The 24561-nt window shown below is 61.5% G+C and carries 19 protein-coding genes; 9 read left to right on the forward strand and 10 right to left on the reverse strand.

Features of this window, described 5'->3' with window-relative positions; all coding sequences use genetic code 11:
* Together SM764_RS12235 and SM764_RS12240 are read left to right on the forward strand one after the other, a co-directional pair.
* Nucleotides 1–1341 carry a 3-deoxy-D-manno-octulosonic acid transferase gene (locus SM764_RS12235; protein WP_369001896.1) on the forward strand — a complete coding sequence of 447 codons (1341 nt, stop codon included), beginning with the start codon at nt 1–3 and terminating at the stop codon, nt 1339–1341.
* A complete protein-coding gene (locus SM764_RS12240; protein ID WP_369001897.1) occupies nt 1334–2377 on the forward strand; it encodes a glycosyltransferase family 4 protein in 1044 nt (347 codons plus the stop codon). Before SM764_RS12235 ends, SM764_RS12240 begins: the two co-directional genes overlap by 8 nt.
* Nucleotides 2378–2435: 58 nt before the next feature.
* Here the strand turns inward: SM764_RS12240 and SM764_RS12245 are convergent, their stop codons facing one another.
* The 5 genes from SM764_RS12245 to SM764_RS12265 form a co-directional block, all read right to left on the reverse strand.
* Nucleotides 2436–3599: a M20 aminoacylase family protein gene (locus SM764_RS12245; RefSeq protein ID WP_065273099.1), complete on the reverse strand. Its 1164-nt coding sequence runs from the start codon at nt 3597–3599 to the stop codon at nt 2436–2438.
* A gap of 96 nt (nt 3600–3695) precedes the next feature.
* Complete coding sequence (locus tag SM764_RS12250) at nt 3696–4856, reverse strand: M20 aminoacylase family protein (RefSeq protein WP_274833522.1); 1161 nt, start codon at nt 4854–4856, stop codon at nt 3696–3698.
* 11 nt (nt 4857–4867) lie between these two features.
* Entirely contained in the window at nt 4868–6034 is a 1167-nt protein-coding gene (locus SM764_RS12255) for a M20 aminoacylase family protein (RefSeq protein WP_274831808.1), read from the reverse strand.
* A gap of 341 nt (nt 6035–6375) precedes the next feature.
* Nucleotides 6376–7542 carry an acetylornithine deacetylase gene (gene argE / locus SM764_RS12260; RefSeq protein ID WP_368947505.1) on the reverse strand — a complete coding sequence of 389 codons (1167 nt, stop codon included), beginning with the start codon at nt 7540–7542 and terminating at the stop codon, nt 6376–6378.
* Between the two features lie 4 nt (nt 7543–7546).
* Complete coding sequence (locus SM764_RS12265) at nt 7547–9367, reverse strand: ABC transporter ATP-binding protein (protein WP_065273095.1); 1821 nt, start codon at nt 9365–9367, stop codon at nt 7547–7549.
* A gap of 361 nt (nt 9368–9728) precedes the next feature.
* Between SM764_RS12265 and SM764_RS12270 the strand changes: the two genes are divergently transcribed.
* The 4 genes from SM764_RS12270 (at nt 9729) to SM764_RS12285 (ending at nt 14808) form a co-directional block, all read left to right on the forward strand.
* Nucleotides 9729–11429, forward strand: a complete 1701-nt coding sequence (locus SM764_RS12270; RefSeq protein ID WP_065273094.1) for a peptide ABC transporter substrate-binding protein — start codon at nt 9729–9731, stop codon at nt 11427–11429.
* Nucleotides 11430–11578: 149 nt separating this feature from the next.
* The gene (locus SM764_RS12275) at nt 11579–12586 is read left to right on the forward strand and encodes an ABC transporter permease (RefSeq protein WP_065273093.1); all 1008 of its coding nucleotides are present in this window, start codon (nt 11579–11581) and stop codon (nt 12584–12586) included.
* The gene (locus tag SM764_RS12280) at nt 12579–13490 is read left to right on the forward strand and encodes an ABC transporter permease (RefSeq protein ID WP_274828842.1); all 912 of its coding nucleotides are present in this window, start codon (nt 12579–12581) and stop codon (nt 13488–13490) included. Before SM764_RS12275 ends, SM764_RS12280 begins: the two co-directional genes overlap by 8 nt.
* Nucleotides 13491–13734: 244 nt before the next feature.
* On the forward strand, nt 13735–14808 hold the full coding sequence (locus SM764_RS12285) for a YeeE/YedE family protein (RefSeq protein ID WP_369001898.1): 1074 nt from the start codon (nt 13735–13737) through the stop codon (nt 14806–14808).
* Here the strand turns inward: SM764_RS12285 and SM764_RS12290 are convergent.
* From SM764_RS12290 to SM764_RS12310, 5 genes are all read right to left on the reverse strand, one after another.
* Nucleotides 14744–16024, reverse strand: a complete 1281-nt coding sequence (locus SM764_RS12290) for a DUF3422 family protein (RefSeq protein ID WP_369001899.1) — start codon at nt 16022–16024, stop codon at nt 14744–14746. The genes SM764_RS12285 and SM764_RS12290 overlap by 65 nt on opposite strands.
* A gap of 198 nt (nt 16025–16222) precedes the next feature.
* Nucleotides 16223–17656, reverse strand: a complete 1434-nt coding sequence (locus SM764_RS12295; protein WP_369001900.1) for an NAD(P)(+) transhydrogenase (Re/Si-specific) subunit beta — start codon at nt 17654–17656, stop codon at nt 16223–16225.
* Between the two features lie 16 nt (nt 17657–17672).
* A complete protein-coding gene (locus SM764_RS12300; RefSeq protein ID WP_065273088.1) occupies nt 17673–19247 on the reverse strand; it encodes a Re/Si-specific NAD(P)(+) transhydrogenase subunit alpha in 1575 nt (524 codons plus the stop codon).
* A 139-nt stretch (nt 19248–19386) separates the two neighbouring features.
* The gene (locus tag SM764_RS12305) at nt 19387–19836 is read right to left on the reverse strand and encodes a methyltransferase family protein (RefSeq protein WP_274833516.1); all 450 of its coding nucleotides are present in this window, start codon (nt 19834–19836) and stop codon (nt 19387–19389) included.
* 225 nt (nt 19837–20061) lie between these two features.
* The gene (locus SM764_RS12310) at nt 20062–21015 is read right to left on the reverse strand and encodes an MBL fold metallo-hydrolase (RefSeq protein ID WP_369001901.1); all 954 of its coding nucleotides are present in this window, start codon (nt 21013–21015) and stop codon (nt 20062–20064) included.
* A gap of 173 nt (nt 21016–21188) precedes the next feature.
* Here SM764_RS12310 and SM764_RS12315 point away from each other — a divergent pair, with 173 nt between their 5' ends.
* The 3 genes from SM764_RS12315 to kynA all read left to right on the forward strand — a co-directional run bounded on the left by SM764_RS12315 (nt 21189) and on the right by kynA (nt 24325).
* Nucleotides 21189–21959: an SDR family NAD(P)-dependent oxidoreductase gene (locus SM764_RS12315; protein ID WP_065273085.1), complete on the forward strand. Its 771-nt coding sequence runs from the start codon at nt 21189–21191 to the stop codon at nt 21957–21959.
* Nucleotides 21960–22134: 175 nt separating this feature from the next.
* A complete protein-coding gene (kynU, locus tag SM764_RS12320; RefSeq protein ID WP_369001902.1) occupies nt 22135–23328 on the forward strand; it encodes a kynureninase in 1194 nt (397 codons plus the stop codon).
* Between the two features lie 148 nt (nt 23329–23476).
* Nucleotides 23477–24325 (forward strand): tryptophan 2,3-dioxygenase, encoded by an 849-nt coding sequence (kynA, locus tag SM764_RS12325; RefSeq protein ID WP_368947511.1) that lies wholly within the window; start codon nt 23477–23479, stop codon nt 24323–24325.
* Nucleotides 24326–24561: the final 236 nt, after the last annotated feature.

A 24561-nucleotide genomic window follows, 5' to 3' on the forward strand; every position in this document is an offset into this window, starting at 1 on the left:
ATGACCAGCCAAGGTTCTGGCGGCAAGGCGACGGCTCTGTTTCACGTCTACCGGGCCGTCACCGCGCTGATTGCGCCCTTTGCCTACCGCAAGGTTGCCGCAAAATTGGCGGCGCAGGGTGTGTCCCCGCAGCGCCAGCGCGAGCGTCTGGGCCATGCCAGCGTGTCGCGCCCCACCCTGCCCTCCGGTGCGCCGCTGATCTGGTTTCACGGCGCCTCGGTCGGGGAGAGCCTGGCCGCGATCACCCTGATCAACCGGCTCGCGGAAAAACGCAGCGACGCGCGCTTCCTTCTGACCTCGGGCACCGCCACCTCGGCTGCGGTCGCTGAAAAGCGGCTGCCAAAGGGCGCGATACATCAGTTTGCCCCACTGGATGCGGCCGGACCGGTGCGCAGGTTCCTCGATCACTGGCGCCCCGATGCCGGGATCTTCGTCGAAAGCGAACTCTGGCCTGTCACCCTCAGCGCCGCTCATAAGCGCGGCACCCGGCTGGCGCTGGTCAATGCCCGCCTGTCCGAGCGCTCGGTCCGCAGCTGGCAGAAGCGCGCGGCCACTGCCCGTTTCATCCTGTCCCGGTTTGATCTGCTGCTGAGCCAGAACGATCACATGGCACAGAACCTTATTTCGCTTGGCGCCGATACCGCGCGGGTGCAGCCCGGTGGCAACCTCAAGGCCGGGGCTGCCGCCCTGCCGGTTGACGCGGCGGCGGTGGAGGCGCTGCGATCCGACGTCGGCGCGCGGCCGGTGTGGATTGCCTCATCAACCCACGACGGCGAGGAAGAGACTATTCTTGCTGCTCATCGCACCCTGCTGGACCGTTTTCCCGACTTGTGCCTGGTGCTGATCCCGCGCCACCCGGAACGCAGTGACAAGGTTGCGGAACTCATCCGCGATGCCGAGTTGACCTTCGCGCGGCGCAGCAAGGGAGAAGCGATCACCCCGCAGACGCAGGTCTATCTGGCCGACACGCTGGGCGAGCTGGGCACATTCTACGCGCTGTCTCCGCTGGTGTTTCTAGGCGGCTCGCTACGGCCTATTGGCGGGCATAATCCGTTTGAAGTGGCACAGGCAGGCGCCGCCGTGATCACCGGTCCCGGCACCAGTAATTTTACCGAGACCTTCCCGCCGCTGATCGCCGCTGGCGGTGCGGTTGAAGTGCAGGACGCACCCGGACTTGCGCATGCCGTACAGCACTGGCTGGAAGAGCCCGAAGCTCTGCACGCTGCCTGCGCAGCCGCCTCCGGCTTTGCCAGATCGCAGGCGCAGGAGCTGGATGGCGTGGCGGATCTTCTGATCGACCGGCTGGGGCTTGGGGCCAAAGGGACACATCCCGATGCCTGAGCTCTTCGTCACCAATTTCAACCGTAATTTCACCGGGGTTTCGGCCACCGCCGCCAATGTGATCCGCCAGCAGGCAAACACCCATGATCTGCGGCTGGTGGGCCGCCCCCTGCCCGGCTGCCCGGCCCCGATTACCACGGCCGAGGCGCGGCGCCTATGCAGGAACGCCCCGGACGGCAAACCCTTCGCCATCTGGCACGTGCGGCGCAATACGGAAATGCGCGCGGCGATCTGGGCGCGGGACGTGTTGCGCCTGCCCATCCGCATCGTCTTCACCTCGGCGGCGCAGCGGCGGCATTCGGCTTTCCCCCGTTGGCTGATCAGCCGCATGGATGCGGTGGTGGCCACCACGGAAAAGGCAGCTGAGTTCGTTCCCCATGTGCGCGCTGTCGTGCCTCATGGCGCAGATACCGATCTGTTCCAGCCCGCTGAGAACCGCGACACCGCCTGGGCGGCGCTGGGGTATGGCGGCAGGCTTGGGATTGCGACGGTGGGGCGTATCCGCCCGGAAAAGGGCACGGATCTCTTTGTCGAGGCGATGATCGACCTTCTGCCCTCCCTGCCCGGTGCCGTCGCGCTTTTGATCGGACGTGCTGCGCGGGAACATCAGGGGTTCCTGAAGGATCTGAAATCCCGCATTGACGCTGCGGGCCTGAGTGATCGCATCCTGTTCCCCGGCGAAATCCCCGCCACCGACCTGCCCCAGGTCATGCGCGCCCTGTCGCTGGTGGTGCAGCTGCCCCGCTACGAAGGCTATGGCATGGCCCCGCTGGAAGGCATGGCCAGCGGCGTACCCTTTGTCGGATCTGAGGCAGGGTATTATCGGGCCTTTTCCGCACAAGGCAAAAGCGGCGTGATCGTACCGCTTGAGGCCGCGCAAGCCGCAGCCGAAACAGCCCGCGCGATCCTGAGCGATCCGGCGCGCCATGCCCAGATGGCACGGGATGCCCGCGACATCGCCCTGCACAGTTTCAGCGCCCGGACTGAAGCAGATGGGATCGAAGCGGTCTATCAGGCGCTCTGGTCCGAAGGCTGAACATGAAAAAGGCCCGACGATCTGACGGGCCTTCTTCTTTCAAAAAACTCAGCCTCTATCAGGCGGCGGGCATGCGCTGCTCGACGATACCGGCCCACCAGCTGCAACCGGCCGGAATGGCCTCGTCGTTGAAGTTGTATTCCGGGTGGTGCACATCGGCGCTGTCGCCGTTGCCAACCAGGATATAGGCGCCGGGACGCTCTTCCAGCATATAGGCGAAGTCTTCGCCGCCCATGACCAGCGGCGCTTCATCGCAGTTGCCGGAGATATCGGACGCAACCTTGGCTGCGAATTCGGTCTGCTCTTCGTGGTTCACCATGACCGGATAACCGCGGTTGTAGGTGACGTCGGCCGTGCCGCCAAAGGTCGCTGCAACGCCTGCGCAGATTTCCTTGATCCGCTTTTCGGCCAGATCGCGCATCTCTTTCGACATGGTGCGCACGGTGCCTTTGATCTGAACCCGCTGCGGGATCACGTTGAATGCCTTGGAAGAGGTCTCGAATGAGGTCACCGAGACAACCACGCGATCCACCGGGTCGGCATTGCGCGATGCGATGGTCTGCAGCGCCAGAACCGCCTGAGCGGTCATCACGGTGGTGTCGATGGTCTCATGCGGTTTCGCCGCATGGCCGCCGCGTCCCTCAAAGGTGATGTCAAAGGTGTCGGTCGCGGCAAAAAAGGCACCGGGGCGGATCGAGAAGCTGCCGATCGGTTTACCCGGCCAGTTGTGCATGCCGTAGACTTCCTGGATGTTCCAGCGCTCCATCATGCCGTCGTCGCACATCTCCTTGCCGCCGCCGCCGCCTTCTTCGGCGGGCTGGAAGATCACCACAACGGTGCCATCAAAGTTGCGGGTCTCGGACAGGTATTTGGCAGCGCCCAGCAGCATCGCGGTGTGGCCGTCATGGCCGCAGGCGTGCATGGCATTGGCGGTTTTGGAGGCATACTCAAGCCCGGTCTGCTCGTGGATCGGCAGCGCGTCCATATCGGCGCGCAACCCGATGACCTTGCCCGAGGTGTCGGACTTGCCCTTGATCACGCCGACAACGCCGGTGCGGCCGATGCCGGTGACGATCTCGTCGCAGCCGAATTCCTTTAGCTTGTCTGCCACCAGCGCCGAAGTGCGGTGGGTTTCGAACAGGATTTCGGGGTTCTCGTGAAGATCACGGCGCCAGGCGGTGATTTCCTCCTGAAGCTCGGCAAAACGGTTCTTGACCGGCATAGTGTCACTCCTTGTTTTTATCATGTGCGGCGCCACATGCGCCGCCGGGTTTGCTGTCGCAGGCGCCATAGGCACCCGCGAGGGTCCGTGGCCGGATCAGGCCGCGGGCATTCTGCCTTCGACGATTTCCGCGAACCAGCTGATGCCGGCCGGGATGATCTCGTCGTTGAAATCGTATTCGGGGTGATGCAGGCCCGCGCTGGGGCCGTTGCCCAGACGGATCATCGCCCCGGGGCGCTCCTGCAGCATAAAGGAAAAGTCCTCACCGCCCATCAGGATCGGCACATCCTCGCAGATACCAACCGCCTGCGCCGCGGCGCGGGCGTATTCCGTGGCCGCATCGTCGTTGATGGTGACCGGCACGCCGATGCGCATTTCCAGCTCGACCGAGCCGCCAAAGGTCGCCGCCACGCCTTCGGCGATTTCCTTGATCCGCTTTGGGATCATCGCGCGCACGTCTTCGGAGTGGGTGCGGATGGTGCCGCGGACCTCTGCCTTGTCGGGGATCACGTTGAACGCCTTGGAAGAGGTCTCGGCGCTGGTCAGCGACATCACCGCCTTCTCCACCGGATCCATGTTGCGCGAAACGATGGTCTGTAACGCGGTGATCATATGGCACATCATCACCGTGGTATCGACGGTCATGTTGGGTTTGGCGCCGTGGCCGCCACGCCCGCTCAGATGCAGGGTGAATTCGTCGACCGAAGCCAGGATCGGCCCGGGACGGATGGCGAATGTGCCTGCTTCGATGCCGGGGCTGTTGTGGATGGCATAGACTTCGTCGATGCCGAAACGCTCCATCATCCCGTCTTTGACCATGGCCTCGCCGCCATTGCCGCCTTCTTCGGCAGGCTGGAAAATCATCACAGCGGTACCGTCAAAATTGCGGGTCTCCGCAAGGTATTTGGCAGCCCCGAGCAGCATTGCGGTGTGACCGTCATGCCCGCAGGCGTGCATCGCGTTGGGGATCTTGGAGGCATGCGGCAGGCCGGTCTGTTCCTGCATTGGCAGCGCGTCCATATCGGCGCGCAGACCGATGGCACGCCCCTTGCTGTCGCTCTTGCCGCGGATCACCGCAACGACGCCGGTGCGGCCGATCCCTGTCACGACCTCATCACAGCCAAATTCTTTCAGCTTTTCCGCCACCAGGGCAGAGGTGCGGTGGGTGTCGTAAAGGATCTCGGGGTTTTCGTGGATGTCGCGGCGCCAGGCTGCGACCTCTTTCTGAAACTCTGCGGCGCGGTTCTTGACTGGCATTCTCGATCTCCTCAGGCGGCGGGCATACGTCGTTCGACCAGTTCGGCGAACCAGCTGCACCCCAGCGGGATGGCATTGTCGTCAAACACATAGGCCGGGTGGTGGCACATGGCGGTGTCGCCATTGCCGAGGAACATATACGCGCCGGGGCGCTCTTCCAGCATATAAGCGAAATCCTCGGACGGCATGATCGGGTCAGTGTTGTCGACCACATCGGCAGAGACTGCACGGGCAGCTTCGACGGCGTAACCTGTCTCCTCTTCGGTGTTGATGGTGACGGGATAGCCCGGCGACCATTCGACCTTTGCCTCGGCGCCATAGGCGGCAGCGACGTTTTCCGCGATCTGGCGCACCCAGCCTTCGGCCTGCTGGCGGTACTCGGTATCGAGAGTGCGCACGGTGCCCTGCAGACGGGCGGTATGCGCAATAACGTTGGAGGCAGTGCTGTCGGTTTCAAAGGTGCCGACGGTCAGGACCACGCGTTTCACCGGGTTCACATTGCGCGACACGATGGAATGCAGCGACACCACGATCTGCGACGCCACCAAAGTCGTGTCGATGGCATCATGCGGCGCCGCCGCATGGCCGCCCTTGCCGGTCACGGTGATTTCGAACTCGTCCGAGGACGCCAGCAGCGCCCCGGGGCGGATAGCAAACTGTCCGACAGGCAGGCCAGGCATATTGTGGAGACCATAGACTTCCTGAATACCCCAGCGCTCCATCAGCCCGTCATCGCACATCGCCTTGCCGCCAGCGCCGCCTTCTTCGGCAGGCTGGAAGATCAGCACGACCTTGCCATCAAAGTTGCGCGTCTCGGACAGGTATTTCGCCGCGCCCAGCAGAATCGAAGTGTGGCCGTCATGACCGCAGGCGTGCATCACGCCCGGCGTTTTCGAGGCATAATCGACACCCGAGGCTTCGGTGATGGGCAGCGCATCCATGTCGGCGCGCAATCCGATGACCCGGCCCGAGGTGTTGGTCTTGCCTTCGATCACCGCGACGACGCCGGTGCGGCCGATGCCGGTGGTGATATCGGTGAGACCAAATTCCTTCAGCCGTTCCTCCACAAATCCGGCGGTCTTGTGAACCTCGTACATCAGTTCCGGATTCTCATGCAGGTGGCGGCGCCATTTGGTGATTTCATCCTGCAGATCGGCAAAACGGTTTTTGACTGGCATCCTGTTCCTCTTGCGTTGTGCCCGCACGGCTGCGGTTCCGGGGCACTGTCAGTCAATTAAGTTGCGTTAGCAAGTATCACAAGCAGACGAGCTGCCATGCAAAACGCATCAAAGCGAACCAATTTTGGCCTCCGAAATTTCACCCCCATTAAATCAATGATTTAACCCGAACCAATTTGCAGATTTGCACTGCTGCATTGGTTCGCCCCCGAAAAAATATTTGTATTTGCACAAAATAGCGGCCCAGGGAGTGGGCCAATGAAAACGGGCTGCATCGCCCTGCGATACAGCCCGTCCGTGTTCAGAATATGCATCAGGCGCCCAAGCACCGGGCCCTTGGATCAGGCCGCCAGCCGGTCCACCAACTGCCGCATGAAATCGTGACCGGCGTTGAACTGAGCGACGGTGATGAATTCATTCGGCTGGTGCGCCTGGGCAATATCGCCAGGGCCACAGATGACAGCGGAATAGCCCGCTTCCTGGAATTGCCCCGCTTCGGTGCCATAGCTGACCACGTGGGTGCCATTGTCCCCAGTGATCATCCGCACCAGCGTTTCCGCTGCGCCCTCCTGTTCGGGGACGAGGCCCGGAACGTTGAACTTCTTTTCGATCTCGATTCGCGCCTCCGGGTGCACTGCCTGCATCTCGGCTTCGACGCGGCGCACTTCGGCCAGATAAGCCTCTTCCCAATCGGCAGCGTTTTCGCCGGGCACCACGCGGAAATCCATCACGAACCGGCAATCCTTGGCGGTGATGTTATGCGCCGTGCCACCTTCGATCATGCCGACGTGGCAGGTGGTATAGGGCGGCGTGAACATCGCCGGGATCTCCTCCGGCTCGGCAGCCGCATTTTCCGCATTACGGTGGTTGGCCCAATCGATCAACCGCGCCCCCTGCATCACCGCGCTGACCCCGGTGTGCATCAGCGAGCTGTGCACCTCGAAGCCCACAAGGTGCGTATCATAGCCGATACCGCCCTTGTGGCCGGTCACCGCCTTCATCATCGACGGCTCGCCAACGATGACGGCACCGCCCTTGGGCAGCACGGGCTGCATGGCCTCGATCATCGGCGGCGCGCCGGTGCAGCCGATTTCCTCGTCAAAGGAAAGCGCCAACTGCAGCGGACGGTTGACGCCGCGCCGGTGCGCCTCGACCAGAGCCCAGATCGCCAGCGCGTCGAACCCCTTCATATCGCAGCAGCCGCGCCCGTAGTATTTGCCGTCACGCTCCACCACGGTGAAAGGATCGCTCTCCCAAGGCTGGCCGTCGACCGGCACCACATCGGTATGGCCGGACAGGACCACCGCCCCTTCGACAATCGGTCCGGCATGGGCAAAGACCGCAGCCTTGTGCGGCTGATCGGGATCGACCCAGCGGTGCGGCGTGATGCCATGGCTGCTCAGGTACTCTTCGACCCATTCGACCAGCGGCAGATTCGTGTCCCGGCTGACGGTGGGAAAGGAAACCAGTTTCTCCATCAGCTCCAGCGGCGTCAGAATATCAGCCACAGGATCAATACCCACTGTCGGTGGTCAGAACGAAATGACCCGGCTCTAGCTCAAGGTACTCTGACGGCTCCGGCTTGTAGTCGGTGCCGTGAATGGGCGAGGGAATCGGTTTGAAGTTCAGATCCTTCTCGCTCTTGCGCTTGCGCGGATCGGCGATAGGCACGGCCTTCATCAGCGCCTGGGTATAGGCGTGCAGCGGGTTGGCAAAGACGCGGTCGCGCGGGCCGATTTCAACGATCCGGCCCAGATACATCACGCCCACCTGATGGCTGACGCGTTCGACGACGGCCATGTCGTGGCTGATGAACAAGAAGGACAGCCCCAATTCGGCCTGCAGTTCCATCATCAGGTTCAGAACCTGCGCCTGCACCGACACGTCCAGCGCCGAGACCGCCTCGTCCGCGACGATCAGTTTGGGATTGAGCGCCAGCGCCCGGGCAATGGCGATCCGCTGCCGCTGACCACCGGACATTTCATGCGGATAGCGGCGCATGAAGCTGCGCGGCAGGTGCACACGGTCGAACAGCGAGGCAACGCGATCCTGCAGTTCCGAGCCCGAGGCGAGCCCGTAGTTGCGCATCGGTTCAGCCACCTGATCCAAGAGCTGCATCTGCGGATTGAGCGAGGCAAAGGGATCCTGGAAGATCATCTGCATGTCGAGACGCGCCTTGTGCATCTGCGAATTGCTGAGCCCCAGAATATCGCGCCCCTCGAAATTTACCTGCCCCGACATGGGTTCGACCAGACGGAGAATCGAGCGTCCGGCGCTGGATTTACCACAACCGGATTCGCCGACCAGCGACAGGGTCTGGCCCTTGAACACCTTGAACGAGACGTCCTCGACCGCGTGCACATTGGCAACGGTACGGCGCAGCACCCCGCCTTTGACCGGGAAACGGGTGGTCAGGTTCTTAACCTCAAGAAGCACCTCATCGGTGCCCTTGATAGGTTCGATCTTCTGGTCCTCGACGCCCATCAGTTTCATCGGTTCGGGGTAGTCCTTACCGATCATTTCTCCCAGTTTTGGCACAGCGGCCAGCAGGGCACGGGTATAGTCGTGCTGCGGGTTTTCAAAGATCTCGGTGACGGTGCCTTCTTCGACCTTGTTGCCGCGGAACATAACCACCACGCGGTCCGCCATTTGCGCCACAACCGCCATATCGTGGGTGATGAACATCACCGCAGTGCCGGTTTCCCGCTTCAGCCGGTCCATCAGGGCCAGAATTTCGGCCTGAATGGTCACATCAAGCGCGGTGGTCGGCTCATCCGCAATAAGAAGGCGCGGCTCACAGGCCATCGCCATCGCGATCACCACACGCTGACGCATACCCCCGGACAGCTCATGCGGGTATTGCTTCAGGCGCCGTTCGGGTTCGGGGATGCGCACCTGACGCAAAAGTTCCAGCGCCCGCTCTTCTGCCTGTTTTTTAGTCATGTTCTTATGGATGCGCAGACCTTCGGTCAGTTGGCGCCCCACAGTGAACACCGGGTTGAGCGCAGTCATCGGCTCCTGGAAGATCATTCCGATCTCGTTGCCGCGAATCTGCTTCATCATCTCCTGTTCGGCCTTGGCCAGGTCGGTGGTTTCACCGCCACGGCCATTGAACAGCAGTTCCCCACCCGCGATTTCGCCGCCGCCGAACTCGACGAGACGCATCAGGGAGAGGGAAGAAACCGATTTCCCCGAACCGGATTCGCCCACGATACAAACGGTTTCGCCCGGGTTGACGTCAAACGAGACATCCTCAACCCCGACGACCGGGCCGTCCTTGGTCTGAAATTCGACCCGCAAGCCCTTAATTTGTGCAATTGGTTGGTCCAGCACCCCAGTCGTCCCCTTATCGGTAAATCGTTATCCGCTGCATCGTTGGCAGTCTTTCAAGGCCGAGATGTAAGCTGATCATTGAAGCTTCGTCAAACCAATGGGCGGCGTTAAGCGAAATTTTGGATCCGAAGGCTTGCAATTTCCGCAAACTCTGTTTCGATACCTCCCAGTGTCTGCCCGGGCAATCTGGCGCGCAGGACCGGCCATGGCCGAAGCTGGCGCATTAGATTTCAATCGTTTAACGCGTGGGGCGGAACGACAAACCATCCGCAATCTTGCGGCAACAGGCTGGGCCACGCATCGCCCGGCCGCAAAAAGACACAAGAACACCGTTTCTGTGTTCGACAAGGAGAGTGTGAAAATGAAACTCAAGACCCTTTTGATGGGGGCTATTGCTTCTGCAGCGCTTGCTCCGGCAGCGTTTGCCGAGCGCGGCGCCGACGGTCAGGTGAACATCATCTACTGGCAGGCGCCCTCGATCATGAACCCGTTCCTGTCGGGCGGCACCAAAGACGTTGAAGCCTCCTCGCTGGTCATCGAACCTCTGGCGCGCTACGACCCCAACGGTGCAATGGTTCCCTTCCTGGCCGAAGAGATCCCGACCGTCGCCAATGGCGGTGTGAGCGAGGACCTGACTTCCATCACCTGGAAGATCAAGGCGGGCCTCACCTGGTCTGATGGCACCCCCTTCACCTCCAAAGACGTGAAGTTCACCTACGACTACTGTACCCATCCCGAAGGCGGCTGCGCGCAGGTCACCAAATTCGAAGGCGTGACCTCGGTCGAAACCCCCGACGATCTGACCGTCAAGGTCACTTTCGAAGGCCCGACCCCCTTCCCTTACGGCCCCTTCGTTGGCGGTGAAAGCCCGATCATCCAGGCCGCTCAGTTCGCCGAATGCCTGGGCGCCAAAGCCCCCGAGTGCACCGAGGCCAACTTCAGCCCGATCGGCACCGGTCCCTTCGTGGTCGACGAGTTCAAACCGAACGACGTGATCACCCTGTCGGCCAACCCGAACTACCGTGACCCGGCCAAACCGGCCTTCGCCAAGGTACTGTTCAAAGGTGGCGGCGACGCAACTGCGGCCGGTCGTGCCGTGATGGAAACCGGCGAATTCGATTACGCCTGGAACCTGCAGCTGGCACCCGATGTGATTGCCCAGATGGAAGCAGGCGGCAAAGGCGTTGCTGTGGCAGGCTTTGGCCCGCTGGTTGAGCGTATCATGCTGAACAACACCAACCCTGATCCGGCGCTTGGCCCGGACGAGCGTTCGGTTGTACGCCCGCACCCCTTCCTGAGCGATCCTGCGGTTTACAAAGCCATGTCCATGGCGATCGACCGCCCGCTGCTGGTTGAAATCGGTTACGGCAAAGCCGGTAAAGTGACCTGTAACTGGGTTCCCGCACCTGCCGTCTACGCAGCAGATATTGCTGGCTGTGACGTTCAGGACATCGCTGGCGCCAACAAGATGCTGGACGAAGCAGGCTACAAAGACACCAACGGTGACGGCGTTCGCGAAACTCCGGATGGCAAGCCGATGAAGGTTCTGTACCAGACTTCGACCAACGCCGTGCGTCAGGACTTCCAGGCCCTGATCAAACAGTGGTGGAGCGAGATCGGTATCGAAACCGAACTGCGTAACGTCAACGCATCCGTCTTCTTCGGTGGCGACCCGGGTTCCCCGGACACCTTCCAGAAGTTCTACGCGGACGTGGAAATGTACGCCAACACCTTCAACGGCACCGACCCGCAGTCCTACTTCGGCAACGGCCTGTGCGACAAGGCACCGACTCCGGCATCCCAGTGGCAGGGTGAGAACATCTCCCGCTTCTGTGACGAAGAGTTCGACGCTCTGCACGCTGAGCTGACCAAGACTGCCGATGCAGGCAAGCGCGCCGAAATCGGCCAGCAGCTGAACACGATGATCTTCGAAAAAGGTGGCATGATCCCGCTGGTTCACCGTGGTCGTCTGTCCGGTCAATCCAACACCCTGGGTGGCCACGTCCTGAACGTCTGGGACAGCGAACTCTGGGATGCGGCTGACTGGTACCGCATCAAGTAAGGCAGGCTAGCCTCTCCTGAGGCCCCGGTGTTCCACCGGGGCCTCTTGCCATTTACGCCCAGATCCGCTTTAGCGCGCGGGTATAATGGACCCGAGGCCTCCGGCCCTGCTTCCTAATTCTGAAATCGAACATCAAAGGCGCCCACCTGATGCTGACCTTTACAATCAGGCGACTGATCCTATCGGTTCCGACGCTGCTGTTCATCAGCCTCGTGATTTTCCTGCTGCTGGAGCTCGCCCCTGGCGATCCCATGGCGCAGGTCCCGCTGACCGTCCCCCCCGAAGTAAAAGAAAAGATGCGCGAGGCCCTTGGCCTTGGCCAACCCGCCCATATCCGGTTCTGGAAGTGGCTTGTGCAGTTCTTCTGGATCGAGCCGCAGGTCATGATTGACCACTACTTCGGCTCCAATTTTTCCGAAGGCGATCTGCGCGTGATCTCCTGGCAGACCCGTTCGCCCGTCATGGACATCGTGATCCAGCGTATGCCGCAGACCCTGTGGGTTGTCGGTACCGCCTATGTGGTTGCAATCCTGATCGCCCTGCCCATCGGGATCTACTCGGCCTACCGCCAATACAGCTGGTTCGACCAGATGGGCACCTTCGTGTCCATGGTCGGCTTCTCCGTGCCGCCGTTCTTCTCCGGCGTGCTGGTCATCGTGATCTTCTCGGTGCAGCTTGGATGGTTCCCGTCGATCTATGACACCACCCTGGTCGTTGACAGCTGGGACGCCTTCGTCAAACAGCTGCAACAGATGATCATGCCTGTAATGGTGCTGGCACTGCAGATCACCGCCCAGCTGAGCCGCTTCATGCGGGCCTCGATGCTGGACAACCTCAATCAGGACTACGTGCGCACCGCCCGTGCCAAGGGTCTGAGCGAATATACCGTGGTCATGGTGCACGTGCTGCGCAACTCGATGATCCCGGTTGTCACTGTGATCGCACTGGGGATCCCAGCGATCTTCGGCGGCGCCATCATCACCGAGCAGGTGTTCAAGGTGAACGGAATCGGTCAGCTACTGATCGGCGCCATTCAGGCCAACGACCTGCCGATGGTGCAGACCCTGACCTTCATCTTCGCGGTGCTGATCGTGATGTTCAATCTGATCGCCGACGTACTGTACGGCATTCTTGACCCAAGGATCCGCTATGACTGAGCTGAGCAATCCTGTCCCGAGCAACCCGCCGCGCAGCCAATGGCTGGACGTGTGGGATCAGTTCAAATCTCACCGTGGCGCCCTGATGGGCGGGGCGCTGTTCCTGTTCATCATTCTGGCCGTGTATCTAGGCCCCATGTTCTGGGATATCGAAGCCACCAGGATCGATATCCGCGCGCGGAACCAGGGTCCAAGCTGGGCGCATCCCTTCGGCACCGACCAATTGGGCCGCGATATGCTGGCCCGGATGATGGCCGGTGGATCGACCTCCGTTTCGGTGGGTCTGACGGCCATGCTGCTGGCGCTGTTCCTGGGTTCCTTCGTGGGTGTTGTCGCGGGCTTTTTCAAGAAGCTGGACGGGCCGCTGATGCGTCTCACCGACCTGTTCCTTGCGCTGCCCCTGCTGCCGCTTCTGCTGGTGATGATGCTGTTGTTCCGCGAACCGCTGAACGCGGCCTTTGGCCCCGAACAGGGGATCTTCATCCTGATCGTGACCTCGATCGGCGTGACCAGCTGGATGCCCACGGCGCGGATCGTGCGTGGCGATGTCCTGGCCATCAAGGAGCGTGAATTCGTTCTGGCGGCCCGCTCCATCGGTACCTCGGATGGCAAGCTTATCACCCGACACATCCTGCCGAACGTGCTGTCGCCGATCATGGTGTCCGCGACGCTGGGGATCGCCACCGCGATCATCACCGAAAGCTCGCTGTCGTTCCTTGGTCTTGGCTTCCCGCCGGACTTCCCAACCTGGGGCCGTCTGCTGTTTGATGCCACCGACTATCTGCAGCAGTACCCTGAGCGCGTGTTCTGGCCCGGTATGGCGATCTCGCTGACCGTTCTCAGCGTCAACTATCTGGGTGACGGCCTGCGTGATGCGCTGGATCCGCGTATCCGGGGCCGCTGAGCCGCAAGCCAGACGGGACACACCCGCACATATTCAAATAAGAACATAACCACCGGCCGCCCCAACAGGGCGGCCGGTTTGTTTTGGGGCACCCTGCCCCATCTGGATTCATTTTCTGCCAGCCCTCCGCTACCGGGAACTTTGTCCTGCAGATACCCGTCGACAACTGCGATACTGGCCTTGCTCGCTTGGATATTTCGCGCCATTTCGGGAAAAAGTTCCGATTTCCGGTATGGAGAGTATCATGTTCGAAACGTTCGGTTTTGAAGAGACCACCGCACGCCAGGCTTCTGTCCTGTTCGCGTTGGGGCTGGGCCTTGTCTTTGGCGCGCTGGCGCAATTGACCCGGTTCTGCCTGCGTCGCACCATCGACGGCAGTGACCGCCGCGAAGCCGCTGGCGTCTGGGCCATGGCGCTGGCCATTGCTGTGCTCGGCACCCAGGCCGCCGTCTTGCAGGGCTGGATCAGCTTTGACGATCACCGCCTACTCGCCGCAGATCTGCCGGTGCTGGCCGTCATCGCAGGTGGTCTGATGTTCGGGGTCGGCATGATCCTGACCCGGGGCTGCGTGTCCCGGCTGATGGTTCTCAGCGGCAGTGGCAACCTGCGCGCCCTGCTAGTTATCTCGGTCTTTGCGATCACCGCCCATGCCACGCTGAAGGGTGTTCTGGCGCCACTGCGCACCAGCCTTGGCGCCGTCACTGTTCCGCTCGGCGATTACGCCACGCTGGCGGCCCTGCCCGGCGGCGCGCTCGTCTGGGGCCTGCTGATTGCGCTCGCCGCACTTGCCATTGCCCTGCGCTCTGGCAACCGTATCCCTGTGCTGGTTGGCGCGGCTGTGATTGGCCTGCTGGTCCCGCTGGCCTGGGTCGGCACTGGCTTTGTGCTGTTTGACGAATTCGATCCCATCGCGATGGAAAGCCTGTCCTTCACCGCGCCGTCTGCTGACACCCTGTTCTACGTCGTCGCCTCCAGCGCCGTCTCCGGCAGCTTTGGCACCGGTCTGGTGGGTGGCGTTCTGGTCGGCGCACTTGTTGCGGCCCTGCTGACCGGACAGTTCAAGTGGCAGAGCTTTGAAAGCCCCGCCCAGACAGGACGCTATCTGGCAGGTGCCGTGCTAATGGGCATCGGCGGCGTGCTGGCCGGTGGCTGCACCGTTGGCGCCGGTCTGGCCGGGGTTCCCACCCTTGGCGTGGCTGCTCTGCTGGCGATCCTGTCGATCCTGCTGGGCGGCAGCCTCACCCAAGCGCTGCTCAGCGCAGACCCTTCCGGATCCGCCGGACGGCAAGCCACACCAGCCCCACAACCGGCAGAGTGATCAGCGCGGTCATCATCCCCTTGCTGAGCCCCAGCGGTCCGGCAAGGGGATAAAGCGCATAGGACGCGAGCGACACCGCATAGTAGCTGATTGCCACCACAGACAGCCCTTCGACCGTATGCTGAAGCCGCAGCGCCATATCGGCGCGGCGGTCCATGCTTTCCAGCAAGGCCTGATTCTGCGCGCTGCGCTCCACATCCACCCGGGTGCGCAAAAGCTCCCCCGCCCTGCGTGCCCGATCGGCCAGCGTCACCAGTCGCTTTTCAGTGGACTTCACCGTACGCATGGCCGGCTCATAGCGGCGCAGCATGAATTCCGCGAAGGTCTGGAAGCCTTCCAGACGTTCCTCCCGCAACAGCCTGATCCGCTGGTTCACCAGCGCCTCATAAGCGCCGGTGGCGCCAAAGCGGAAGGCCGCGCGGGCGGCCATCGCCTCCAGCTCGGCCGAGACCGTCAGAAGGTGCGACAGGGTCTGTTCTGCCGGAACGCTGCTGCCGGTCATTTCCGCCATAATTTCACTCAGATGGGTGTCCAGCCCTCCGATGGTAGGCGACAGTCCCCGGGCACGGGAAAAGCCCAGCATCGACATGGCGCGATAGGTCTCGATCTCGCACAAGCGCTGCACGATGCGGCCAATCCTGCGGCTGCCGGTTTCGCGGTTCACGAAGGCAGCAAACCGCATGTGCCCCGCCGGATCGATCCGGAAATCCCCGGCCACCACCGCATTGTCGTCCAGCACCTGCGACACCGCCATGCTTTCGGGCACCAGCCAGTCCTGCAGCTTTGATTTGATCTCCGCCGTGTCCGGACGTGGCAGGACACGGAGCATCAGTGAGGTGATCCGCTGCCCCGGCGCATGTTCCAGCCAATCGCCAGGCAGCACCTCGAAATCAACCGGGTCAAAGGGCCGTTCGCTGACACCGTCACTGTAGAGCGTGTAGCTGACGAATTCGGTGTGCTGTTCCCACTTCAGGGTGTGGCGCCCCAGCTGGGCCGCATGATGGGTGGCGCCCGGTTTCGGGTGCGGCGCGCCGTGGCGGTCCAGCAGATCGATCAGATGCGCAAGATCCAAGCCGCGGTCCCGGTGCACGGCTTCCTCGGGCTGTTTCACCGCCAGATAGATCACGGTGCTTGGGCTTTTCATGGTCGGAAAAGGACGCGCGTGCAGCTCATTGGCAAGCTGATAGCGCAACGGGTGATCCTGGATCGGGGGCATCACGGTCTCCACTGGTACAGGGCGACCATAGCCAAAACCACAAGACCTGTAAAGAATGTATGCAATTCAACACCTTAGCAGGATACAACAGTATACAACGCGGTCGCATGCAGCATAGGCTAGCCGCAGAATGCAGAAAAGGCGCCCCACAAGAGGCGCCTTTTCCGAGTGTTACAGCCCGCAGGCCTGTGGAACTGATCAGCTGATCTTGGTCAGCAGATCGTCCAGCGATTTTTTCGCATCGCCGTAGAACATCCGGGTGTTCTCTTTGTAGAACAGCGGGTTCTCGATGCCGGAGTAGCCGGTGCCCTGGCCGCGCTTGGACACGAAGACCTGTTTCGCCTTCCAGCATTCCAGAACCGGCATACCGGCGATGGGGCTGTTGGGGTCTTCCTGCGCAGCAGGGTTCACGATGTCATTGGAACCAATAACGATGGCCACATCAGTTTCCGGGAAGTCCTCGTTGATCTCGTCCATTTCCAGAACGATGTCATAAGGCACCTTCGCTTCGGCCAAGAGAACGTTCATGTGGCCCGGCAGACGACCCGCAACCGGGTGTATCGCAAAGCGCACGTTCTTGCCCTTGGCGCGCAGACGCTTGGTCAGCTCGGAAACCGACTGCTGTGCCTGTGCAACGGCCATGCCGTAGCCCGGGATGATGATGATGTTGTCGGCCTCTTCCAGGGCCTGCGCAACACCGTCGGCGTCGATCGCAACCTGTTCGCCTTCAACTTCCATCGCCGGACCCGAAGTGCCGCCAAAGCCGCCCAGGATCACCGAGATGAAGGAGCGGTTCATCGCCTTACACATGATGTAAGAGAGGATCGCACCCGAGGAGCCAACCAGAGCACCCACAACGATCAGAAGGTCGTTGCCAAGGGAGAAACCGATCGCCGCCGCGGCCCAGCCCGAGTAGCTGTTCAGCATCGAAACAACCACCGGCATGTCGGCGCCACCGATGCCCATGATCAGGTGGTAGCCGATGAACAGCGCCATGATCGTCATCAGGAACAGCGGCAGCAGCGCGCCGGTGTTGAAGTACCAGATCAGGGCCAGCAACGAGATTGCCGCCGCACCTGCGTTCAGCATGTGGCCACCGGGCAGTTTCGTCGCCGCCGAGCCGACCTTGCCCGCCAGTTTGCCATAAGCAATGACAGAGCCGGTAAAGGTCACCGCACCGATGAAGATACCCAGGAACAGCTCGACCCGCAGGATTGCGATCTCGACGCCGTCCTTCTTGGCCAGCAGCTTGGCAAAGCCCTCAAGCGAGGCTTTGGCGCTGTCGTCCATGGCCATAACGCGGCCCAGTTCGACATGGGCGATAAAGCCCACGAAAACCGCTGCCAGACCGACCAGCGAGTGCATCGCCGCAACCAGTTCCGGCATCTGGGTCATCTGCACCCGGTTAGCCAGGAAGTAGCCGATGATGCCGCCACCAGCGATCAGCACCAGCGACAGCAGCCACAGGCCCGAACCGGGGCCGATCAGCGTGGCGAAAACCGCCAGCGCCATGCCAGCGATCCCGTACCAGACCGCACGTTTTGCGCTTTCCTGTCCCGACAGACCACCCAGCGAGAGGATGAAGAGAACAGCCGCGACCACATAGGCCGCCGTGGTAAATCCGTATTCCATCTGTTTTCCCTCGCTCTTAAGACTTCTGGAACATGGCGAGCATGCGCCGTGTCACAAGGAAGCCGCCGAAAATATTGATACCGGCCATGAAGACCGAGAGCGCTGCCAGCAGGATCACCAGGAAGGAGCCGGAGCCGATCTGCATCAGCGCGCCCAGGATGATGATCGAGGAGATCGCGTTGGTCACCGCCATCAGAGGTGTGTGCAGGCTGTGCGCCACGCCCCAGATCACCTGGAAGCCGACAAAGACCGCCAGAACGAAGACGATGAAGTGCTGCATGAAGCTGGCCGGAGCCACGAGACCCACGCCCAAGAGCAGCGCCGCGCCGATCACCAAGAGGGTGACCTGTTGCTTGGTCTGCTGTTTGAAGGCCGCGATTTCCTGCGCGCGCTTTTCTTCCGCGGTCAGCTCTTTCGGCGCTTCGGGTTTCTTCTGCGCCGCGATGGCCTGAACCTTTGGCGGCGGCGGCGGGAAGGTGATTTCCTTGTCGAAAGTCACCGTTGCGCCGCGGATCACGTCGTCTTCCATGTCATGCACGATCTGACCGTCCTTTTCAGGGGTCAGGTCGGTCATCATGTGACGGATGTTGGTCGCATAAAGTGTCGAGGACTGCGCGGCCATACGGCTCGGGAAGTCGGTGTAGCCGATGATGGTGACGCCGTTGTCGGTGACAACTTTCTCATCCATCACGGTGCCTTCGACGTTACCGCCCTTTTCGGCTGCAAGGTCGACGATGACCGAACCCGGCTTCATCGCCGCAACCATGTCCTCAAGCCAGAGCTTGGGCGCTTCGCGGTTGGGGATCAGCGCGGTGGTGATCACGATGTCCACTTCAGGGGCCAGTTCGCGGAACTTCGCGAGCTGTGCTTCGCGGAACTCGGGGCTGGAGACAGCCGCATAGCCGCCGGTCGCCGCGCCGTCCTGCTGTTCCTCTTCGAAATCGAGGTAGACGAATTCAGCGCCCATCGATTCGACCTGCTCTGCCACTTCCGGGCGCACGTCAAACGCATAGGTCACAGCGCCCAGGCTGGTGGAGGCGCCGATGGCTGCCAGACCGGCCACACCTGCGCCCACGACCAGGACCTTGGCCGGGGGCACCTTGCCTGCAGCGGTGATCTGACCGGTGAAGAAGCGGCCAAAGTTGTTGCCCGCCTCGATCACGGCACGGTAGCCGGCGATATTCGCCATCGAGGACAGCGCGTCCATCTTCTGCGCGCGGCTGATGCGCGGCACCATTTCCATGGCGATGACATTGGCGCCCTTGGAGCGCGCCAGTTCCAGGCCTTCCTCGTTGCCACCGGGGTTGAAGAAGGAGATCAGCGTCTTACCCGCTGTCATCCGCTTCAATTCGGTGTCAGTCGGAATGCGCACCTTGGCGACGATATCCGATGTCTTCCACAGCGCGGCTGCGGTTTTCACGATTTCGACGCCAGCCTCTTCATAGGCGGCATCGCTGAAACCAGCCAGTTGACCGGCACCGGTTTCGATGGCGCAGTCATAGCCGAGCTTTTGCAGCTGCTTGGCAGAGTCCGGCGTCATCGCGACGCGCGCCTCGCCTTTCATTACTTCCTTTGGTGTACCTATTCTCACCTTGTCGGTCCCCCTCGTCTTGCCCGTGCCAGCAAAGCACCGGGTACGGATCGCAAATATTTTGATTATCCTGCGCAACATTTTTGCGCAAGCGTTTCGCCGCGTCGCCGCATCATTTTGCCGCGACGCCGCATGAACTTTAGACCCAGCGGCGTACCTTTCCTTCGTAGCGCGCCCAGTCCTGACGGAATGTCCGCCGCATTCTGTTTTCTTCGGGTTCGATGAATCGCCGTTCCAAAATCCAGACGAATATCGGAACCAGCGGCAAGGACAGCACCGCGTCAAACCGCAGGATCAGCCCGGCCAGAACCAGGATGTCGCCCAGATAAATGGGATTGCGGCTGCGGCTGAAGATCCCCGATTGCACCAAGCGGCTTGGTGTCTGGTGGGGAATGATGGTGGTGTGCTGGCGCCGCATCTCGACCACCGCAAGAAGCATCAGAAGGATGCCCCCCCCGACCAATATTCCACCAAGGAAATCCGCCCACGCCCCGCCAAAGGTCAGCCCATAGGGCAGATAGCTGGCCTGCAGCCACGCCAGGATAAGGCAGGCAAACAACCAGACGGGAGGCATATCAATCCAGCGCATCAGGCGCACACCATCGCGATATCCGGGGCAGAGTACAAGTTCATCGAGCGCAAAGTCCTCTTATCCGGCCGACAGGTCCAGCCCGCGGCGCCGTTGTGCGCAAAGAAAAGGACAAAATGTCCAAAATGGCCCCAAAACGGCGAATCTGTTCCGGGATGCGGCATGATCCTGCACAATTCTACGGGCTTTCCTACGTATACTTTTGCATGCTGACCGGGTGCGGGGTCATTCCCACTCCATTTCCTCGAAGACCCGCCCGGCGTTCTTGGTAGCGAGTTCCTCGAAGGTATCGAGCCCCTTCCAGCGTTCCTGGTCCACATAGTAAGCGCCAGCCAGATCACCACCCTCGTCGATATGGGCGCCGATCTTCGCTCGCAGATCTGTGAGGTAGTCGTAGGTGTAGCGGCGCACCTGCGCGAGGTTGGTCGGATGGCCATGCCCCGGGATCACATAGGTCGGGTTCAGCGGCTCCATCTTGGTCTCCCAGGTTTCCAGCCAGCAGGAGGTACAGCTCCCCTCAAAGATCGGCAGCATGCGTTCGTGAAAGGCCATGTCCCCGGCAATCAGCATGTTCCATTGCGGCAGCCAGACCTGCGTATCGCCCGGGTCATGCGCGGGCCCCATGTGCATCACCTTGATCTCCACACCACCAAGAGACAGGTCGTATTTGTCTTCAAAACTTAGGTTTGGCGTCACGATCCGGGTGCCTTCGGCCTTGTCGCGGTTGTAGCGCTCCATGCCCTGCAGGATGAAATCGGCCTCTTCGGTGAAGGCTTCGATCGCATCCACATGCGCCAGAATATCGACGCCCTGATCGACCCAGTAGGAATTGCCCAGCATCGCATGGCCCTGGCCGTTTTCATTGATCACCAGAACCACCGGCTGATCGGTCACCGCCTTGATCTCATCGTGAAGCGCCGACGCCAGACGCACCGAAGCGCCGCCGTTGATGACCACGACGCCCTCGTCGGTCACGATAAATGACAAATTGTTGTTGTGTCCTGAGTTCTCGTAGGTCGGCGGCGCGGTGGCTCCGATGGCGGAAAACACATGCGGGATCACCTCGACCGGCTTAGAGTACAACTCGGATTGTGGGTACTGATCGGCAATGTCCTCGCTGGCCCATGCGGCGCCTGCGCTAAATGTCGCAATCAATGCAGCGGAAAAAATCGGTTTCATGGTGTCCTCCCAAAACAGCTGCGCAATAATTCACACTTATGAATATGATTGTAAATGGTCCCGGCAGAAAACCTTTGCCCAAGAGTGCCGACACGGAATTGTGACGGGACGGCTTTCTTGCCCTGCCCCGGCATGCCGTTAGGCTGGACGCAAACACGGGAGGACCGAACAGAATGACATCACAAGACACCACATCGCTGGCTGGAAAACATGCGCTGGTCACGGGCGGCGGCACCGGCATCGGCCTCGCCATCGCCCGCGCACTGGCCGCGCAGGGCGCCGAGGTCACCATCACCGGACGGCGACAGGAGGTGCTGGAGGAGGTCGCCACCAAGGGGCTGCACCCCATGGCGATGGATGTGCGCGACGAAGACGACATCGTGACCAAGATCCAGGCCGCCGTCGATGCGCGGGGCCCGATCCAGATCTGCGTCGCAAATGCCGGCGTTGCCGAGGGCAAGGCGCTACACAAGACCACGCTCGATTTCTGGCGCAACATGATGGCGACCAATCTGGACGGTGCCTTCCTGACCATCCGCGAGTGTCTGAAATCCATGCGCGAAACCGATTGGGGCCGGGTCATCACCGTTTCCTCGATCGCGGGTCTGCGCGGGCTCAAGGGCGGTGCCTGCTATTCCGCCAGCAAACACGGCATGATCGGCCTCACCCGCGCGCTGAGCGAGGATTACCTCGGCACGCCCTTCACCTTCAACGCGATCTGCCCCGGCTACGTAGATACCCCCATCGTGGAGCGAAACATCACCTCGATCTCGGCCCGAGCCGGTGTCAGCGAAGATGAAGCGCTGAAGATCATGACACACGCCAACCGCCACCAGCGTCTGATCGAGCCGGAAGAAGTCTCGGCTGCGGCCATGTGGCTCTGCGGGCCCGGATCACAATCCATCAACGGGCAGACCATCGAAATCTCCGGCGGCCAGACTTGATCGCAGGAATAGCCCCACACCACATTTCGCCGCCGGATTTCCGGCGGCGTTTTTGCGTGTCCTACAGAAATACCACACGCACTGGACAGGTTTTTGAATATCGGATACAAAATCCGAAACCTTCAAGCTTGAAACAGTTCAGGCCCTTCTTTTCAGCCCGCCAGACGAGGTTCCGATGACCGATTTTGCCGCCACCAAGGCCATGTTCGACCTGCCCGAAGGGGTGATCTACCTCGATGGCAACTCACTCGGCCCCCTGCCCAGCGCCGCCAAGGACCGCGTCGCCAACATGATGACCGAGGAATGGGGCAAGATGCTGATCACCGGCTGGAACAAGGCCGGATGGATGCAGAAATCCACGGCTGTCGGCAACCGCATCGCCCGGCTGATCGGCGCCGAAGAAGATCACGTGATCATGGGGGATACCCTGTCGATCAAGGTCTATCAGGCCGTCGCCTCGGCGCTGGAGATGAACCCGAGCCGCAAGGTGGTTCTGTCGGACAACGGCAACTTCCCGTCTGACCTCTACATCGTGCAGGGGCTGCTCAAATCGCTTGGCGCCGAGTATGAACTGCGCGTCGTCGACCCCGAGGCGGTGGCCGAGAACATCACCGATGATGTCGCTGTGCTGATGCTGACCGAGGTGGATTACCGCACCGGACGCAAGCACGACATGAAGACCCTCACCGCCAAGGCCCATGAGGCAGGCGCCCTGACCGTCTGGGATCTGGCGCATTCCGCAGGTGCCCTGCCGGTGGATCTGGCAGGCTGCAAGGCTGATTTCGCGGTCGGCTGCACCTACAAATACCTCAACAGCGGCCCCGGTGGCCCTGCCTTCATCTATGTGGCGCCGCGCCACGCCGAGGTTGCCCGTCCGGCGCTCTCCGGTTGGCTGGGACACGAGGCCCCTTTTGCCTTTGATCTTGATTACCGGCCAGGCCGCGGCATCGAACGCATGCGGGTCGGCACGCCACCGGTGATCCAGCTGACCTCGCTGGAAGCAGCGATGGACATCTGGGACCAGGTCGACATGCAGGATCTAAGGGCAAAATCCATCGAGCTCTGTGATCTGTTCATCGCCGAGGTCGAAGCCGTCTGTCCCGAGCTGGAGCTTGCCTCGCCGCGCGATGGCGACCAGCGTGGCAGCCAGGTCTCCTTCCGCTTCCGCGAAGGCTATGCCGCAATGCAGGCTCTGATCGAACGCGGCGTGATCGGAGATTTCCGTGCCCCTGACATCATGCGCTTTGGCTTTACCCCGCTATATATCGACTCCGACGACGTGCGCACCGCCGTGGCGATCGTGAAAGACGTGATGACAAACGATCTGTGGGACAATGACGCCTACAAACAGCGCGCCGCCGTGACCTGATCGTGAGTGGGGCGACGCATATCCTACCTTTGTGCAGGCCTGCGGGCTGGGTGGCGCTCTGGCGCCGCCTGGCTCAGTGCTGCCGGTTAAACCGGAGGACGCTTTCCTTTCCCTGATGTATAAAAGAGCAAGGAACAGGAAAGATCCAATGAGCAAATGCCCTCTTAACTCACCCTTTGACCCGGCCGAGGACGGCGCCGAAATGTCCTTTGACGGGCGCATGTCCTATGGCGACTACCTGTCGCTGGACGCGATCCTGACAGCGCAAAAGCCGCTGAGCGACGCCCATGACGAGATGCTGTTCATCATCCAGCATCAGACCAGCGAATTGTGGATGCGCCTTGCGGTGCACGAGTTGAACGCCGCCCGCGATTGCCTGCTGGCCGGTGATTCCCGGCAGGCGTTCAAGATGCTGGCCCGGGTGGCGCGGATCTTTGAGCAGCTGAATTCGGCCTGGGATGTGCTGCGCACGATGACGCCCTCGGACTACACTCATTTCCGGGGTTCACTGGGGCAGAGTTCGGGCTTTCAATCCTATCAGTACCGGCTGATTGAGTTCATGCTGGGCAACCGGAACAAAGCCATGCTGCGCCCCCACGCCCATGATGCGGATGTGACAGCCCTCTTGGAGAATGAACTGTCGCAGCCCTCGCTTTACGATGTGGCCCTGCGGCTTCTGTCGAACAGCCTGCCGCTGCCTGCCCAGGTACTGAGCCGGGATGTCTCCTTGCCCTACCAAGCCAGCGACGCGGTTATGCAGGCCTGGACCACGGTCTATCAGACCCCCGAGACCCATTGGGAGCTGTATGAGCTGGCCGAAAAACTAGTCGATTTCGAGGATTACTTCCGCCGCTGGCGGTTCAACCATGTGACCACAGTGGAACGAGTGATCGGCTTCAAACGCGGTACCGGCGGCACCGGCGGCGTCAGCTACCTGAAACGCATGCTGGAAGTGGAGCTGTTCCCCGAACTCTGGCACCTGCGCACCGAGCTGTAAGCCCGGCCCCCACCGCCGGTCAGGGCACTCTCCCGCCCGGCCTCGGATTTCATGCGAAACCCTCGCCCAGTTGGGCCCGGCGCCGCGCCGCGGCGTGAAAAAAAACTGCTGAGACGCGTTTTGAGGGGCAGATCTGCCCTCAAAAGCGCCTGTTCCAGTCTGGGATGTTCCGCTCCGCCTCAAGGGCAAGGCGCGCGATGCGCGCAGGCTGCGCCTCCCTTGACCCGGAGCGAAAC

Source organism: Pseudophaeobacter sp. 1A16562, from assembly GCF_041008785.1.
GTDB lineage: Bacteria > Pseudomonadota > Alphaproteobacteria > Rhodobacterales > Rhodobacteraceae > Phycobacter > Phycobacter gallaeciensis_A.

Coding starts and splice junctions, on each gene's coding strand:
- SM764_RS12235 (WP_369001896.1), top strand. CDS start 1: ATGACCAGCCAAGGTTCTGGCGGCAAGGCGACGGCTCTGTTTCACGTC.
- SM764_RS12240 (WP_369001897.1), top strand. CDS start 1,334: ATGCCTGAGCTCTTCGTCACCAATTTCAACCGTAATTTCACCGGGGTT.
- SM764_RS12245 (WP_065273099.1), bottom strand. CDS start 3,599: ATGCCGGTCAAGAACCGTTTTGCCGAGCTTCAGGAGGAAATCACCGCC.
- SM764_RS12250 (WP_274833522.1), bottom strand. CDS start 4,856: ATGCCAGTCAAGAACCGCGCCGCAGAGTTTCAGAAAGAGGTCGCAGCC.
- SM764_RS12255 (WP_274831808.1), bottom strand. CDS start 6,034: ATGCCAGTCAAAAACCGTTTTGCCGATCTGCAGGATGAAATCACCAAA.
- SM764_RS12270 (WP_065273094.1), top strand. CDS start 9,729: ATGAAACTCAAGACCCTTTTGATGGGGGCTATTGCTTCTGCAGCGCTT.
- SM764_RS12275 (WP_065273093.1), top strand. CDS start 11,579: ATGCTGACCTTTACAATCAGGCGACTGATCCTATCGGTTCCGACGCTG.
- SM764_RS12280 (WP_274828842.1), top strand. CDS start 12,579: ATGACTGAGCTGAGCAATCCTGTCCCGAGCAACCCGCCGCGCAGCCAA.
- SM764_RS12285 (WP_369001898.1), top strand. CDS start 13,735: ATGTTCGAAACGTTCGGTTTTGAAGAGACCACCGCACGCCAGGCTTCT.
- SM764_RS12290 (WP_369001899.1), bottom strand. CDS start 16,024: ATGCCCCCGATCCAGGATCACCCGTTGCGCTATCAGCTTGCCAATGAG.
- SM764_RS12295 (WP_369001900.1), bottom strand. CDS start 17,656: ATGGAATACGGATTTACCACGGCGGCCTATGTGGTCGCGGCTGTTCTC.
- SM764_RS12305 (WP_274833516.1), bottom strand. CDS start 19,836: ATGCGCTGGATTGATATGCCTCCCGTCTGGTTGTTTGCCTGCCTTATC.
- SM764_RS12310 (WP_369001901.1), bottom strand. CDS start 21,015: ATGAAACCGATTTTTTCCGCTGCATTGATTGCGACATTTAGCGCAGGC.
- SM764_RS12315 (WP_065273085.1), top strand. CDS start 21,189: ATGACATCACAAGACACCACATCGCTGGCTGGAAAACATGCGCTGGTC.
- kynU (WP_369001902.1), top strand. CDS start 22,135: ATGACCGATTTTGCCGCCACCAAGGCCATGTTCGACCTGCCCGAAGGG.
- kynA (WP_368947511.1), top strand. CDS start 23,477: ATGAGCAAATGCCCTCTTAACTCACCCTTTGACCCGGCCGAGGACGGC.